The sequence below is a fragment of the Luteibacter sahnii genome (genome assembly GCF_034063545.1).
GTDB classification, from domain to species: Bacteria; Pseudomonadota; Gammaproteobacteria; order Xanthomonadales; family Rhodanobacteraceae; genus Luteibacter; species Luteibacter sahnii.
Genome location: NZ_JAQLOK010000001.1, coordinates 413,542 through 428,036, shown reverse-complemented (window position 1 = coordinate 428,036; position 14,495 = coordinate 413,542). Strand labels below are relative to the sequence as shown.

At 66.6% G+C, this 14,495-nt stretch carries 18 protein-coding genes; 13 read left to right on the top strand and 5 right to left on the bottom strand.

Features of this window, described 5'->3' with window-relative positions; translation table 11 throughout:
• Positions 1-18: 18 nt before the first annotated feature.
• The 4 genes from PI246_RS18445 (at position 19) to PI246_RS01990 (ending at position 2,081) form a co-directional block, all read left to right on the top strand.
• Positions 19-237, top strand: a complete 219-nt coding sequence (locus PI246_RS18445) for a LysR substrate-binding domain-containing protein (protein ID WP_369335404.1) — start codon at positions 19-21, stop codon at positions 235-237.
• Between the two features lie 191 nt (positions 238-428).
• Positions 429-998 (top strand): TetR/AcrR family transcriptional regulator, encoded by a 570-nt coding sequence (locus tag PI246_RS02000; RefSeq protein ID WP_320549610.1) that lies wholly within the window; start codon positions 429-431, stop codon positions 996-998.
• Positions 999-1,060: 62 nt separating this feature from the next.
• Complete coding sequence (locus PI246_RS01995; RefSeq protein ID WP_320549609.1) at positions 1,061-1,537, top strand: nuclear transport factor 2 family protein; 477 nt, start codon at positions 1,061-1,063, stop codon at positions 1,535-1,537.
• Between the two features lie 94 nt (positions 1,538-1,631).
• Positions 1,632-2,081, top strand: coding sequence for a hypothetical protein (locus PI246_RS01990; protein ID WP_320549608.1), 450 nt, complete (start codon positions 1,632-1,634; stop codon positions 2,079-2,081).
• A 3-nt stretch (positions 2,082-2,084) separates the two neighbouring features.
• Here the strand turns inward: PI246_RS01990 and PI246_RS01985 are convergent, their stop codons facing one another.
• A complete protein-coding gene (locus PI246_RS01985) occupies positions 2,085-2,996 on the bottom strand; it encodes an MASE1 domain-containing protein (RefSeq protein WP_320549607.1) in 912 nt (303 codons plus the stop codon).
• Positions 2,997-3,169: 173 nt separating this feature from the next.
• Between PI246_RS01985 and PI246_RS01980 the strand changes: the two genes are divergently transcribed.
• Positions 3,170-3,982, top strand: a complete 813-nt coding sequence (locus tag PI246_RS01980; RefSeq protein WP_320549606.1) for an alpha/beta hydrolase — start codon at positions 3,170-3,172, stop codon at positions 3,980-3,982.
• 98 nt (positions 3,983-4,080) lie between these two features.
• Here PI246_RS01980 and PI246_RS01975 read toward each other — a convergent pair whose 3' ends face one another.
• Positions 4,081-4,995, bottom strand: a complete 915-nt coding sequence (locus PI246_RS01975; protein WP_320549605.1) for an SDR family oxidoreductase — start codon at positions 4,993-4,995, stop codon at positions 4,081-4,083.
• A 75-nt stretch (positions 4,996-5,070) separates the two neighbouring features.
• Here PI246_RS01975 and PI246_RS01970 point away from each other — a divergent pair, with 75 nt between their 5' ends.
• From PI246_RS01970 to PI246_RS01955, 4 genes are all read left to right on the top strand, one after another.
• Complete coding sequence (locus PI246_RS01970; protein WP_407069763.1) at positions 5,071-5,496, top strand: winged helix-turn-helix transcriptional regulator; 426 nt, start codon at positions 5,071-5,073, stop codon at positions 5,494-5,496.
• 191 nt (positions 5,497-5,687) lie between these two features.
• Complete coding sequence (locus PI246_RS01965; RefSeq protein WP_320549604.1) at positions 5,688-6,629, top strand: MBL fold metallo-hydrolase; 942 nt, start codon at positions 5,688-5,690, stop codon at positions 6,627-6,629.
• On the top strand, positions 6,629-7,069 hold the full coding sequence (locus PI246_RS01960) for a YeeE/YedE family protein (RefSeq protein ID WP_320549603.1): 441 nt from the start codon (positions 6,629-6,631) through the stop codon (positions 7,067-7,069). Before PI246_RS01965 ends, PI246_RS01960 begins: the two co-directional genes overlap by 1 nt.
• Positions 7,069-7,485: a YeeE/YedE family protein gene (locus PI246_RS01955; protein WP_320550233.1), complete on the top strand. Its 417-nt coding sequence runs from the start codon at positions 7,069-7,071 to the stop codon at positions 7,483-7,485. The genes PI246_RS01960 and PI246_RS01955 overlap by 1 nt, the downstream gene beginning before the upstream one ends.
• 8 nt (positions 7,486-7,493) lie before the next feature.
• Here PI246_RS01955 and PI246_RS01950 read toward each other — a convergent pair whose 3' ends face one another.
• On the bottom strand, positions 7,494-8,021 hold the full coding sequence (locus tag PI246_RS01950) for a hypothetical protein (protein WP_320549602.1): 528 nt from the start codon (positions 8,019-8,021) through the stop codon (positions 7,494-7,496).
• 392 nt (positions 8,022-8,413) lie between these two features.
• Here PI246_RS01950 and PI246_RS01945 point away from each other — a divergent pair, with 392 nt between their 5' ends.
• The 3 genes from PI246_RS01945 to PI246_RS01935 all read left to right on the top strand — a co-directional run bounded on the left by PI246_RS01945 (position 8,414) and on the right by PI246_RS01935 (position 12,410).
• The gene (locus tag PI246_RS01945) at positions 8,414-8,665 is read left to right on the top strand and encodes a hypothetical protein (RefSeq protein WP_320549601.1); all 252 of its coding nucleotides are present in this window, start codon (positions 8,414-8,416) and stop codon (positions 8,663-8,665) included.
• A gap of 433 nt (positions 8,666-9,098) precedes the next feature.
• Positions 9,099-10,631 carry a cryptochrome/photolyase family protein gene (locus PI246_RS01940; RefSeq protein ID WP_320549600.1) on the top strand — a complete coding sequence of 511 codons (1,533 nt, stop codon included), beginning with the start codon at positions 9,099-9,101 and terminating at the stop codon, positions 10,629-10,631.
• 207 nt (positions 10,632-10,838) lie between these two features.
• Positions 10,839-12,410 (top strand): histidine kinase famiy protein, encoded by a 1,572-nt coding sequence (locus tag PI246_RS01935; protein WP_320550232.1) that lies wholly within the window; start codon positions 10,839-10,841, stop codon positions 12,408-12,410.
• 128 nt (positions 12,411-12,538) lie between these two features.
• Here the strand turns inward: PI246_RS01935 and PI246_RS01930 are convergent, their stop codons facing one another.
• Positions 12,539-12,997, bottom strand: coding sequence for a hypothetical protein (locus PI246_RS01930; RefSeq protein WP_320549599.1), 459 nt, complete (start codon positions 12,995-12,997; stop codon positions 12,539-12,541).
• Positions 12,998-13,094: 97 nt separating this feature from the next.
• Here PI246_RS01930 and PI246_RS01925 point away from each other — a divergent pair, with 97 nt between their 5' ends.
• Positions 13,095-13,922 carry an endonuclease/exonuclease/phosphatase family protein gene (locus tag PI246_RS01925; protein ID WP_320549598.1) on the top strand — a complete coding sequence of 276 codons (828 nt, stop codon included), beginning with the start codon at positions 13,095-13,097 and terminating at the stop codon, positions 13,920-13,922.
• A 4-nt stretch (positions 13,923-13,926) separates the two neighbouring features.
• On the opposite strand, the gene PI246_RS01920 is transcribed toward PI246_RS01925, so the two are convergent.
• Positions 13,927-14,367, bottom strand: coding sequence for a nuclear transport factor 2 family protein (locus PI246_RS01920; RefSeq protein ID WP_320549597.1), 441 nt, complete (start codon positions 14,365-14,367; stop codon positions 13,927-13,929).
• Between the last annotated feature and the right edge of the window lie 128 nt (positions 14,368-14,495).

Below are 14,495 nucleotides of genomic sequence, written 5' to 3'. Positions count from 1 at the left end.
TCTTGGCGCGGCCACGGCATGCTCCTCGCCGGGTTGGGATGGGGAGGGATGCCGCGACATTGGGTGATCGACGATCTTGCGTCCGGAAAGCTCGTCGAACTGGCGTCCACGTCGTGGAAATCCGATCGCATGCTGTCGATTTCCGTGGCTAAGCGAAAAGGTGCCGAGCTTCAACCTGCGTCCGACTGGCTGTGGCAACGACTTGCCGGCCTCGATGAGCCCAGTACGACGCCGTGACCGAATCGGTGCCGTCTGGGCGTGGGCCAGGAAGTTCATTCCGCTGAGCGGCCCGACGGGATGCGGTCCGCTGGAAGCGTGGATCAGGGCCATCCTCCTGGAACAGGTGCGACAAACTGCGGTTTTGCGCCGCCATCTCGCCGCAGCCGCGGCCGTTGACAACGGTAGAACGATCGTTCTACCTTAGAGCCATGAACACGGCGACGAACGACACCAAAGAAAAAATCCTGACGACCGCCGAAGATCTGATTTATCGGAACGGTATACACGCCGCCGGCATGGACCTTCTGGTGAAGACCTCCGGCGTCGCACGCAAAAGCATCTACCGCCATTTCACCAACAAGGACGAAGTGGCGGCCGCAGCCCTCAGCGCGCGAGACGTCCGCTGGATGCAATGGTTCCGAGCCGAATGTGACAAGGCTGACGACCCGAAGGACCGCATCCTCAACCTGTTTACCGTGCTCAAAGCCTGGTTCGAGTCGGCGGGATTCCGTGGTTGCGCGTTCATCAACACCGCCGGCGAAACGGGCGACCCCGACGATCCGGTTCGTCGGATTGCCAGGCTGCACAAGCAGAGGCTGCTGGAATACACGCTCGAACTCGCCGGACAACTAAAGATCGAGCAGCCGGACGTCGTAGCCCGGCAACTGCTCGTACTGATCGAAGGCGCCATTACCGTGGCCTATGTCACGGGCGATCATGCCGCCGCCGACCATGCAAGGAGCCTTGCGCAGTTGGTGCTGGAACGGCGCGCCAGCTAGCGCCCTTCCGATCCAGAACATCCCCAAGCCCAAGCCGCGTCCATTCTGATGGAGGATCTACCGTGTCCCCAGTTCAACATCGCCCGCCCCTTCCGCCCTTCACCCGTGAATCGGCGGTCGAAAAAGTACGACTCGCTGAAGACGGCTGGAACACGCGCGACGCCGACAAGGTATCGCTCGCCTACTCGCTCGATACGGTCTGGCGCAACCGCACCGAATTCACGAACGGCCGTGAAGAGGCTCGACAATTCCTGGCGCGCAAATGGAAGAAAGAGCTGGATTATCGACTGATCAAGGAACTCTGGGCGTTCACCGACCATCGCATCGCCGTGCGATACGCCTACGAATGGCATGACGACGCCGGCAACTGGTTCCGTTCGTATGGCAACGAAAACTGGGAATTCGAAGCCGACGGCCTGATGCGCCACCGCTTCTCCTGCATCAACGACATGCCGATCAAGGAAAGCGAGCGCAAGTTCCATTGGCCGCTCGGCCGCCGGCCAGACGACCACCCGGGTTTGTCCGACCTGGGACTGTAAGCGACGAGGGCGCTGGTTTCTTACCGAATTTGCCCGTACGGACCCGCGCTGTCCCGCGCTACGCTCGGGCCACCCGTACGACCATGGAGGTCCTATGCACGTCCGCCGTACCTTGCCGTCCCTCGCCCTGCTCGCCGGGCTCCTTGCCGGCCCGGCGCTCGCCGCCTCGCCTCCCTCCACCGGCCTGGGCCAGTCCTGGCCGAACGCCACCGACGTCAGCTCAAGCCCTAACTGGCACGTCTACGTGTTCGCGCGCGGCTCGACCCGCTACATCCAGATCAACGACGCCCAGGGCACGGTGCGTGGCGCGTTCGCTCGGACGCCCTACAGCCTTGTGGGGCTGCCCATCGGTAGCGACGCCGGCAATCTTTCCACGCCGGACGAGCCCCTGCCGCCGCCGGCCAGTCGGCAGTCCGTGCAGGTCTACCAGGACGACACCGTCCAGGCGTTCGTCGCACCCCAGGCGGATGGCACCGCCCGGCTGATGCTCGTACCGACCGACTGCAAGACCGATCCGATCGAGTGCAACAAGGGCGGTCCCTGAGGCTTAGCCGTTTCGCAGCAGCGGATGGGCGGCGGGCTGGCGCTTGCCGCCCATCAGAAGGCCCGCGGAGATCACCAGGGCCAGCGCGACCTGGCCATAGATCACCGCCGGGTCGCGCACGACGTGACTGGTCAGGGCCAGTGCCACACTGGCACCCGTGCCGGCAACCGCCATGCCCTGCCACCCGTGGCGCCATGCCATGGCCACCGCCGTCACCAGCATCGCGAGGCGCGCGGCCTGCTGCGCCGCCTGGCCGTCGGCGGTATTCGCCAGCCATGTCAGGAGGATGAGGGCAGGAACCACCCCGACGCACATGTCGCGCGTGAGGGCGCTGCGCCAGAACGTCGCCCAGGACGGCCCGGCGCGGAACCGATCCTCCAGCGCGAGCAACGTCGGCACGAGGGTGAGACCGCCGAGGTAGCCGCCGAGCAGGTAAGCACTGAAACCGACGTAAAGCGTATGCACGTCGACGCCCTCCCTGGAAAGCCCGGCCAGCGCGACGGCCAGCGAGACCGTGTCGCGCAGCGTGCTCATGAGCGCGCAGGCGAGCGTGGCCGCGATGACGTAGCCCATGTGGATGCCGCCGTCGGCGTCGCGCAGGGCGCCCCATCGGCGCAAGGGCTTCATCACCGCCATGCACAGCACGATCTGCGGCAGAGACGCCACCATCGCCCACGTCGAGCCGAAGTCGTCCTTGCAGGCCAGCGCATTTTCCAACACCGGCAAAAATTCACCGAAGGCAAGCGCCGGCCAGAAACGCGTGGGCACCAGCAACAGGCAGCACAGGCGAAAGCCCACCGTGAGCTCCCAATGGGCCATGCTCAACTGGTAGGCGATCCGGTAGAAAGCCGCGTACGCCGCCGCGACGGCGACATGCTGCCCCCAGGACCTCCAATGCTCCGCGCCAGCGCTCACGCCGTTCCCCTCCAGGAGTCTGTGCAACGAGCCCCGAGGGTGGCAGAAGCGCCGGACGAAATCTTGCGAGTTCCCGTGCGGTTTCCCACGGAACGTGACGCGGTGCCGAAAACGCGTCGCGGTCGAACGAAAGCGCTTAAGCTCAGCCGCAACGCCACATGATGCCGCCGCCCATGAAAACCTTCGCCTCGCTCATGTTCGCTCTCTGCGGCATGCTCGCCGCATCAGGGGCGCCCGCCGAGACGGGACCCCGCGGCGACACCGATGCGATCCAGACCCTTCGCTTCGCCGACGGCGACATGCAACGGATACTCGTGGCGAAAGCCACCCCGTCCAAAGGAACGATCGTCATGTTGCCCGGTGGCGAGGGTGACGTGGGCCTCCACGGCGACGGCGACATCCGCCATGGACACAACGTCGTCGTGCGCACGCGTGCCTTGTGGAACGCGCACGGCTACTCGGTGGTGATACCCGACACGATCGATCATGCCAACCTGCGCGGCCAGCGCAGCACCCCGGCCTACGGCCAGCGGGTGGAGGAGCTCATCGCGTATGCGCACGCGCACGTCGGCGGCCCGGTGTTTCTCCTGGGGACGAGCCAGGGATCCATCGCCGCGATGAACGGCGCGGCGCATGCACCTGAGGGACGTCTTGCCGGCCTCGTGCTTACCGAGTCGGTGTCGGTCAAGGGAGGCAGCGGCGAAACGGTGTTCGACGCGGACCCGGCGAACGTGCGCGTGCCGGCGCTGGTCGTGGCCAATCGTGACGACCGCTGCGATGTCGCGCCACCGGGGAACGCCTCCAGGATCGCCGCGTCGATGACGTCGAGTCCCGACGTCCACGTGCTCGAGGTGAGTGGCGGCGTGAAAAAATCCGACCGCGACTGCGGCTCGCTGACACCGCATGGCTACTTCGGCATCGAGTCGGAGGTGGTGTCGCGCATCGCGTCATGGCTGGATGCCCACCGCCAGGGCACCGCCCGTTGAGGAGCGTCCTGGGGTCCGCAGGCAGATAACTCACCAAGCCCTTCGCAACCGATGCGGGCGGCCACGACGGCCGTGCCCGCACCGGTCGCGTCACGGGATTAGCCGTGCCCCGTGTTCCCGTCGCCGTGGCTCGGAGCCGTCAGGAACGCGCCGATCGTGTCCTGGTACGGCGTGGTCGGGCGGCCGATCAGCCGCGATAGCGTGCCGCTGGTGTCGAACAGCGCCCCTTGGGCGACGCCCGCATCCGTGTCGGACAGGATCCGCGCGAACGGTTCCGGCACGCCCTGCTCCACCGACGCGTCGCGGAAAGCGGCCGGCGCCATGTCGTGATAGACGATGGGCTTGCCGGTCACCTTCCGGGCCAGGGCAGCCAACTCGCCAAGGGTAAAACCGGCATCGCCTGCCAGTTCGTAAACCTGCCCGGCGTGGCCTTCGGTGGCGAGCACGACCGCCGCGGCGCGGGCATAGTCGGCGCGGGCGGCCGACGAGGTGCGACCTTCGCCGGATGCGCCAGCCAGGACGCCGCTCGCGAGCGCCGCGGGCAGGCGCCACGTGAACACTTCGGTGTACCAGCCATTGCGCAGCAGCACGTGGGGCACGCCAGAAGCGATCAGCGCCTGTTCGGTGTCGCGGTGTTCCTCGGCGAGGAACAACGGCGAAGTGTCCGCATGCAGGATGCTGGTGTAGGCCAGCAGCGTCACGCCGGCCGCCTTGGCCGCGTCGATCACATGGCGGTGCTGGGGGACGCGGTGCCCGATATCGTTGCCCGAGATCAACAGCAACCGGTCGATGCCCTCGAAGGCATTCGCCAGGGTCGCCGGCTGGGTGTAATCGGCGACGCGCACCTCGATGCCCTGCTCGCGCAGGGCGGCGACCGCCGGCGTGTCCAGCGACGCTTCGCGGACACCGGCCACGATGGCGGCGGCGGGCACGTGCTCACGCAGCGCCCCGATCACGCCGCGGCCGAGTTGGCCCGTGGCGGCGGTAACGAACAGTTTCGGGATAGCGGACATGGTGACGGGCTCCTTGTGGCTCGTGAATAAGACAAGGATACTTTTGGAGACCACGGCCCGTAAGGAGGCAGGATTTTGGGACAGGGTAAGCAAAAGGTAACCACCACCGCCGCGCCCCCGTTGTCAGCACCCGGCGAACTGCCGTGGTCGCTCGACGCCGCCTGCCCCGTGCGCGACGTGCTCGATCGCATCGGCGACAAATGGTCCACGTTGATCCTCACCCTACTGTCCAGCGGACCGCACCGCTTCAGCGCCGCCCAGCGCGCGATTCCCGATATTTCCAAGCGGATGCTCACGCAGACCTTTCGCGACCTGGAGCGCGACGGCCTCATCGAACGCACGGTGTATCCCACCAAGCCGCCAAGCGTCGATTACCGGCTGACCGCCCTGGGCGAGACCATCCTCGAGCCGCTGGCGGGCCTGGTCCACTGGGCGGAGCGCCACCACGACGCGATCCGGCACGCCCGCCATACCTTCGACGACGTGACCGACACGGCGTGACGTGCCTGGCACCCTCAATGTGCCGAGGACGCCGCGCGCTGCCTGAAAACCAGCGCCGCCGCCACCATGGCCACCAGTAGCGCCGCCGAAGCCTCGTAACGATCGCGGCTGCTTAGCGGCCCGTGCGAGTGGGTTGGCGGCGCGGCCAAACGCCGCGTGGCGAACGCGTCCGCCAGGCGTAAAATCGCGCCATGACGCCCTTGCCGCACGATGACGCCGCGCTGGTCGCCGCCCAGGCGATCAGCCTGGCCGCGCTGGACGATCCGGCGCGACGCCCCGTGGTCACGTCGTTCTTCGACGAAGCCACCTATACGGTCAGCCACCTCGTGCGGGATCCCGGCAGCACGGCCTGCGCCATCATCGACAGCGTGCTCGATTTCGACGCGGCCAGCGGGCGCACCGCGACCCGCAGCGCGCAGGCCCTCGTCGATGTCGTGATCGGTCACGACCTGCACGTGGCATGGATTCTTGAAACCCACGTGCACGCGGATCACCTGACGGCCGCGCCATGGCTACGCGACACGCTCGGTGGCCGCATCGCCATCGGACGTGAGATCACGGCGGTGCAGCGCACCTTCGGCGAGATCTTCCACGAAGACGACCGCTTCGCTCGCGACGGGTCGCAATTCGACACGCTGTTCGACGATGGCGCGACGTTCGCCATCGGCGGATTGCAAGCGACCGCCCTGCACGTGCCAGGACACACCCCTGCCTGCATGGCCTACGTGATCGGCGACGCCGTGTTCGCGGGCGATACGCTGTTCATGCCGGACTACGGCACCGCACGCTGCGATTTCCCCGGCGGCAGCGCTCGCACGCTCTATCGCTCGATTCGCCGCCTCATGGCCTTGCCCGACGCCACGCGTGCGTTCATGTGCCACGACTACAAGGCCGCGGGGCGCGACCTTTATGCATGGGAAAGCACGATCGGTGCACAGCGGACCGGCAACGTGCATGTCCATGAAGGCGTCGGCGAAAACGACTTCGTCAGCGTCCGCGAACGGCGCGACGCGACCCTGCCGATGCCCCGCCTCATCCTGCCGTCCATCCAGATCAACATGCGCGCGGGTGACCGGCCGCCGCCGGAGGACAACGGCGTGAGTTACCTCAAGCTGCCGCTGGACCTTCTTTGATGGCAAGCGCACTCCTTCCGTTGGCGTGGTATTGGCCCGCACTCGGCGGCCTGGCGATCGGTACGGCCGCCGGCGTGCTGCTGCTCACCGCCGGACGCGTCATGGGCGTGTCGGGCATGCTCGGCATAGCCCTGGGCCTGTCGAAAGGGGGCGATCGCAAGGGCGCCCTGCTCTTCCTCATCGGCGCGATCGTGGCGGCCGGGGTTACGTATGCGCTCGTGCCGGGACATACCGTGTCGATGACGCCGCGAGGGCCCGCCCTCCTGCTGGGTGGCCTGCTGGTCGGTTACGGCACGCGGCTCGGCTCGGGTTGCACGAGCGGGCATGGCGTATGCGGCCTGGCCCGTCTTTCTCCCCGGTCCATTGCGGCCACCGCCGTCTTCATGACCGCCGCCGCGCTGACCGTCTTCGCGATGCGCCACCTGTGGGGCATGCCGTGATCAAGGGGCTCGCCAGTCTCGCCACGGGTTTGCTCTTCGGCGTCGGCCTCGTGCTGTCCGACATGATCAACCCGCTGCGCGTGCGCGCGTTCCTCGACGTGGCGGGGGCCTGGGACCCATCCCTTGCCATCGTTATGGCGTCGGCGCTGGTGCCGTCCGTGATCGCGTGGCAGATCCGTCGTCGGCGCCAGCGGCCCCTGCTCGACGACCGCTTCCATGTACCTACGTCGCGCCAGCTCGACCGGTCGCTACTCGCCGGCGCGGCCGTCTTCGGCATCGGCTGGGGCATTGTCGGCCTGTGCCCCGGGCCGGCCCTGGCCGACCTCGCCATCCAGCCGTGGCCGGTCGCCGGGTTCGTGCTCGCGATGATCGCAGGCATGATCTTGCATCGCCTGCTCCACGTGCGCCGCTCCTGATTTCCGATTCATTGGCGGCATGCCGCATACGTGAACAGGCCCTGGGCCAGTCCGACGCGAGGCGTGGCCCGGTACCAGAGCAGTTCTTCAAGCTCGGGAAGCAGCAGGAACCGTGGGGCGCGATCGCCCGGCAGGGGAATCGCCTGCCGTACCCGCCGATCCCCGTCCCACGACAGATAGCTGGTTTCACCAAGGGGGCGAACGCCGCCGTCCGGCGCCGGGGGACGCCACCCGGCCGCATGCACGTCGGTCGTCGAGATCAGCGCCGTGCGGCGGGCCGAGCCATGATCGAAGAGAAACCAGTAACTCGCCTTCGACGGTCCAAGATGGACCCCGAGTGCGAGCGGGGACATCCATCCTTTCACGACGCCGAGATCGGCGAACGTCGCGGTGACGTGTCGATCGGTGCTGTAGACGTAAGTCGCGCGCTCGATCGGGCATGCGGTAAGGCCGCCCGAGGCGGCAACAAATGCCAACGCGGTGAGCGCAAATGGAAGCCGGGAGCGCATCTGGTCCTTTTTCGGCAGGTGGTGCAAGAGATCGGCGAATGTCGTCCACCGGGCTGGTCAGCGAATCACCAGCACGACGCAACACCTTGTTATGACTCGGCAGATCGTCGTTATCCACACGGTTATGCAGGCGCTGTCCGCATCGGCTGTGGATAAACGCCGATGGCTGTGGGGGAGCATGGCCATGCTAGTCATCGGTCGTGGCGTTTTCGTGGCCTGACCTGGGCTGTTTTCCGGCACGAGACCGCGGGCGAGGCCGTGGTCATTGTCTGACCAGCGCAACGCAAGTGCTTGCGGGCGCGTGAGGAAACGGGGTTATCCACATGCTTATGCAGCACCTGTCCACACCGGCTGTGGATAGCTCAACTTTCCGGGAACGGCGCCGATGACCCTTCACACCTTATTCGAGGCACCGTGCCATGGACTTTGATCGGCAGTCGCTCGACACGTGGTTCCACGTCGCCCAGGCGTACCTTCGGCGCCCGCTGGGGCAGGAAGAACGGCAACAGCTGGAGTGCCTGCACGCGCAGGAAACCGTCACCGTCGACGCGTCGTGGGATGCGTCATCGGCGTTCGACGACCCGCCGCCCCGCCCAGTCGCCTACGACACCGCGGGGTCGATCCGGCACATCCTCGATGCGGTCAATGGGCTGAACCTGCCCAAGCGCTGATCCAAGCATTGGTCACCGCATGACCAACGCAAGGCAAGTCCCTGAGGCAAAAGACCGAATCGGATTTGTCCACACGGTTATGCAGACCCTGTCCACACGACCTGTGGATAGCCGCGACGCAAGAGTCGTCGGCTTGGTCAAACCATGACCAACACAAAGGAAGTGATTGACCCGGCGGGTCCTATCGGACTTGTCCACAGGGTTATGCAGGTCCTGTCCACACCGCCTGTGGATAGTGCGGCTGCACCGCACGCCCCTGCGTTGGTCGATCGATGACCAGCACAACGCAAGTTGCTGACCCGAAAGCCCGTAGCGGACTTCTCCACACGGTTATGCAGACACTGTCCACATGCGATGTGGATAACCGGCGCGCATTCGCCCGGCATTGACGGATACCGTGAGGACAATACCTATCCCGTCCTGGAAGTCCGCCATGCGCCATCTCGTCGTCGTCCTGGGCGATCAACTCGACCGCCAATCGCATGTCTTCGACGATTTCGATCCCGCCGTGGACGTCGTCTGGATGGCGGAGCGCCGCGGCGAAGGCGACCACGTGTGGTCGCACAAGGCTCGTATCGTCGTATTTCTCGCGGCGATGCGACACTTCGCACAGGCGCTTCGCGACGACGGCTTTCCGGTGGAGTACACCCACCTGCGCGACAGGGGACCCGCCGGGCTGCTCGCACGACTCGCGGCGGCCCTGCGCAGGCACCGGCCCGAGCGCGTGGTGGTGGTGCGCCCGGGGGAACACCGCCTCCGCGAGGGGCTGCGCGAGGTCGCGCAGGCCTGCGGCGTCGCGCTGGTAGAGCGTCCCGACCGCCACTTCATGGTCTCGGTCGACGACTTCGCCCAATGGGCGAAGGGCAAGACCCAACTGCGGATGGAACACTTCTACCGATGGATGCGCGTGCGCCACGACGTGCTCCTGGAAAACGGCAAGCCGGTCGGCGGCCAATGGAATTACGACGCGGAGAACCGCGGCCACTTTGGCCGCGAAGGGCCCGGTTGGGTGCCAGCGCCACGCCGCTTCCTGCCCGACGACGTCACCCAGGCGGTGATCGACGACGTGGAAGCCGTGTTCGCCGATCATCCCGGTCGCCTGGACGCATTCGACTGGCCGGTGTCGCGTGCGCAGGCGAAGCAGGCGCTGCGCGACTTCCTCGACCATCGCCTGCCCGTGTTCGGCCAGTGGCAGGACGCCATGTGGAGCGACCACCCGTGGCTGTATCACGCCCGCCTGTCGACCTCGATGAACCTCAAGTTGCTCGCGCCCGCGGAGGTGATCGCGGCCGTGATCGAGCGCTTCAACGACGGCAAGGTACCGCTCGCCTCGGCGGAGGGGTTCATACGCCAGGTGTTGGGCTGGCGCGAATTCGTGCGCGGCGTCTACTGGCTGAACCCCGAGCGCCTTCTCGACAGCAACGCGCTGCGTGCCGACGGCCATCTGCCCGATCTCTACTGGACCGGTGACACCGACATGAACTGCATGGCCCAGGTCGTCGGCCAGACCCTCGAACACGGTTATGCGCATCACATCCAGCGGCTCATGGTCACCGGCAATTTCGCCATGCTGCTCGGCGTGGAGCCCGCGCAGGTGCACGCGTGGTACCTGGCCATCTATGTGGACGCCATCGAATGGGTCGAAGCACCCAACACGCTGGGCATGAGCCAGTTCGCCGACGGCGGCCGCATGGTCTCCAAGCCGTACGCCGCCTCGGGACGTTACATCGACCGCATGAGCGACTACTGCAAGCGGTGCCGCTACCGCCCCGGCGACGCGGTGGGCGACGACGCCTGTCCGTTCACCACGCTTTACTGGGATTTTCTGGACCGGCACAAAGCGCGTTTTGCCCACCACCCGCGAGCCGCCCTGCAATGGCGTTCGCTCGAGCGGCTGTCCGGGGAGCAGCTGGCAGCGATTCGTTCGCAGGCCCAGGCACTGAGAGAGCGCCTCGGCGTGAAATAGACTCCCACATCTCTTTCACGCTGTTTAGACATCTATCTTTTCGTGCACTGAACCGTTTCGTCGTCTTTGACAAAGGTGAAGGCGACCGATGGATGCCAGTGCCTTTGCCGCATGCGAAAATCCGCAAATATCTCATGCGAAGGCGACACGATGGCCGAGGACAACCTCTCCTCCGAAGGTAACGGGATGCACGTGCTCTACGAGGGCATGGACCATCCCAGCGGCGACATTTTCTTCGCCGCCGTCGCCACCACGCGTATGCCGATGGTGGTGACCGATCCGCACCGGCCGGACAACCCGATCATCTTCGCCAACCCTGCCTTCCTGCGCATGACGGGCTACTCGCAAGAGGAGCTGATCGGCCACAACTGCCGCCTGCTGCAGGGCCCGGCGACCGATCGCGTGACCATCGCCGCCGTTCGCGAGGCCGTGGCAGCCAAGCGCGAGATCTCCACGGAGATCCTGAACTACAAGAAGGACGGCTCCACGTTCTGGAACGCGCTCTTCATCTCGCCGGTGTACGACAAGAGCGGCCAGGTGATCTATTTCTTCGCCTCCCAGCTCGACGTCAGCCGGCGGCGTGACGCCGAGGACGCCTTGCGCCAGGCGCAGAAGATGGAAGCACTCGGGCAGCTCACCGGCGGCATCGCGCACGACTTCAACAACCTGTTGCAGGTCATGGTGGGCTACGTCGAGGCGATCGAGGCGGGCCTGTCGCGCCCCGAGCCCGACGTACCGCGCCTGCTCAATTTCGTGGGCAGTGCGCGCGGTGCTATCCGCCGGGCCTCCACGCTCACCTCGCAACTGCTCGCCTTCGCCCGCAAGCAGACCCTTCAGGGTCGCGTGCTGAATCCGAATCACGTGGTGTCCAACCTCCAGGACATGCTCGCGCGGGCACTCGGCCCCGAGGTGTCGCTCGAACTGGAACTGTCGCCGGACGTGCGCAACGCGCGCCTGGATCCGACGCAGACCGAGGTCGCGCTGCTTAACGTTGCCATCAACGCGCGCGACGCCATGCAGGGGGCGGCGAAGAAGTCCCTGGTGGTGCGCACGCGTAACGCCACGCCGCTGGAAGTCGCCAACAACGGCGACCTCGCCACGCGCGGCGACGAGTTCATCGCCATCGACGTGATCGACAGCGGCATGGGCATGACGCCGGACGTGCTCGCCCATGTGATGGACCCCTTCTTCACCACCAAGGAAGAGGGCAAGGGCACGGGCCTGGGGCTTTCCATGGTCTACGGCTTCGCCCGCCAGTCGGGCGGCGCGGTGGCCATCGATTCCGTGGAGGGCGAAGGCACCACGCTGACGCTTTACTTCCCGGCCACCGGCGACGGCGTCGATCACCGCGAAGGCGGCCGCGTGCCGCGCATCGATCGCTCCACCGATCGGACGGGCCACGAGCGCATCCTCGTCGTCGACGACCGCGCCGATCTCGCCGAGCTGGCGCACGCGATCCTGGAGGGCCACGGCTACAGCGTGGTGTCGCTCACCGACGCCCAGGAAGCACTGCACCTTCTCGAGCGCGACAAGGAATTCGCCCTGCTGTTCACCGACGTGGTGATGCCGGGCAAGCTCAATGGCGTCGCCCTGGCGCGACGCGCCCGATCGATCCTGCCCAGCCTGAAGGTGCTGCTCACCACGGGCTATGCCTCCAGTTCGATCGAACGCACCGACGATGGCGGCGTCGCCTTCGACGTGATCAACAAGCCGTACGCCCGCATGGACCTGTTGCGCAAGGTGCGCAACGTACTCGACGGTCCCACGGGCATCAGCTGAGCGAACGCGTCGGCCTGGTCACTCTTTGACCAGGCTAAGGCAAGCCGTTGGCAGTGAACGCCGCGGGGATGTTATCCACAGGCTTATGCAGCGACTGTCCACATCGGGTGGGGATAGATCGGCGTCGCCTAGATGTTGACGTCGCGGCCTCGGTTGGCTTCGCAGGCTTTCAGCGAGGCATCCAGCATCGCGGAAGGGTCGTCGTGCGGTGCGTCGCCCCGCTGAAGGCGCACGTTATCGGCGCGCAGTGAAGCGACCAGCTGATCGCGCGCCTGAGCCCCGCACGGCGTGCGCGGCGCCCAGGTCGCAAGCGGGGCCGCGCGAGCGCCGAGCGCCTTCAGGGCCTCGTCGCGATCGGTCGCCGGCACCGCGATCACCGCGTCGCGCTGCGTCATCCACCGTGACACCAGACTGTGCAGCTCGGCCGAATCGGCGGCCATGCCGGCCGCATCGCGTTCGTTCGCACGACGGGACGCGCCCAGCGCGAGCAGCAGCGTCGTCAACGACGCGAGGAAGGCCACCGCCACGATCGCCAGGGCGACGCGGCGGCCGTTGGTGCGAGAGACGCCATCGGCGGGATCGCTCATGAACACTCCGCGGTCACGTGAAAACCCGCCTATTCTGTCACGCCGGGGCAGGCAGACGCCTTATAGTGGGGCAATTCGCCCTTGCCGGAAGCCAACGATGATCCGATTCCGAACCCTCGCGGTCGCCGCCTTCGCCGCCCTCGCCCTGCCCGCCGTGGGGGCCGATCTCAAGGTCATGTCGTTCAACGTACGCACGATGAAAGCCGACGACGGCGCCGACGGTTGGGCGAAGCGGCGCGATCTGTTCGCCGACACCATCCGCCAGGTCGATCCCGACGTCATCGGCACGCAGGAACTGAACAAGGCGCAGGGCGACGATACCGTGGCCCGCCTGCCCGCCTATACGTGGTTCGGCCGCGACCGCCACGGCGGCCACGACGACGAACACATGGGCATCTTCTACAAGAAAGACCGCCTCAAGATCATCGAACAGGGCGACTTCTGGCTATCAGACACGCCCGACAAGGTCGGCAGCATCACCTGGGGCAACGTCATGCCGCGCATGGTCAACTGGGCGCTGTTCGAGCGCATCGCCGACCACAAGCGGTTCTATCTGCTCGATACGCACTTTCCCTACCGCGACCAGGACGAAGACGCCCGCACGCGCAGCGCGCGCGAAATCGCCGGGTGGATCGCCAAGCTGCCGGCCGGCGTGCCGGTGATCCTCACCGGCGATTTCAACACCGGCCCGGACAGCCAGGCGCATGCCCTGCTCACCGAGGGCCTGAAAGACGCCCGCCTCACCGCACCGACGCACGACGGCCCGGACGGCACCTTCCACGCGTTCACGGGCCAACCCGTCAAGCGCATCGACTGGATCCTCTACCGCGGCGTGGCGCCGACGTGGCAGCGCACCATCACCACCTCGAAGAACGGCCACTACCCATCGGACCACTTCCCGATCGCGGCCGATTTCACGCTCTGAAGGCTCAGTGCGCCGGTGCCGGCCGAGGTGGCACCGGCGTGTACTGCGCCGAACGCAACTGCCAGCCGTCCGCGGCCCGCACGGCGGTCGCGCCGAGCGTCATGCGTCGTTCCTGTCCCGGCGCGAGCGTCAGCACCAGGGTCGCCGTCACCACGGCCGCGTCGCCCTGGGTACGCGCCTTGAGATCGATCACCGACAGGGGCGGGGCCGGCGTCTTCTTCTCCGGCGCATAGAACGACAACACCGCATCGTGTTCGTCGACCTCGCCCCGCGGCGATATCTCGACGAAACCCGGCGCCAGCACGGCCTTGAGCGCAGCCAGGTCGAAGGCGCCCTCGGCCTTCACGTAACGGGTGACGGCAGCCTCCGGCGAGGCCTCGCCGGCCATGGCACCGGTGGAGAGGGCAAGCAGCGCCAGGGACAAGGCGGTGGCACGACGACGCATGGCGAACTCCAGAGCGATAGGTGCCTCATCATCAGGGTGCGCCCTCCCAGGACGCATGGCCTTTTCGGCAGGGTGCCGACCGGCACGGTCCCGGGGCGCCCGCGGCGCACTGACGCGATTCGGTCTAC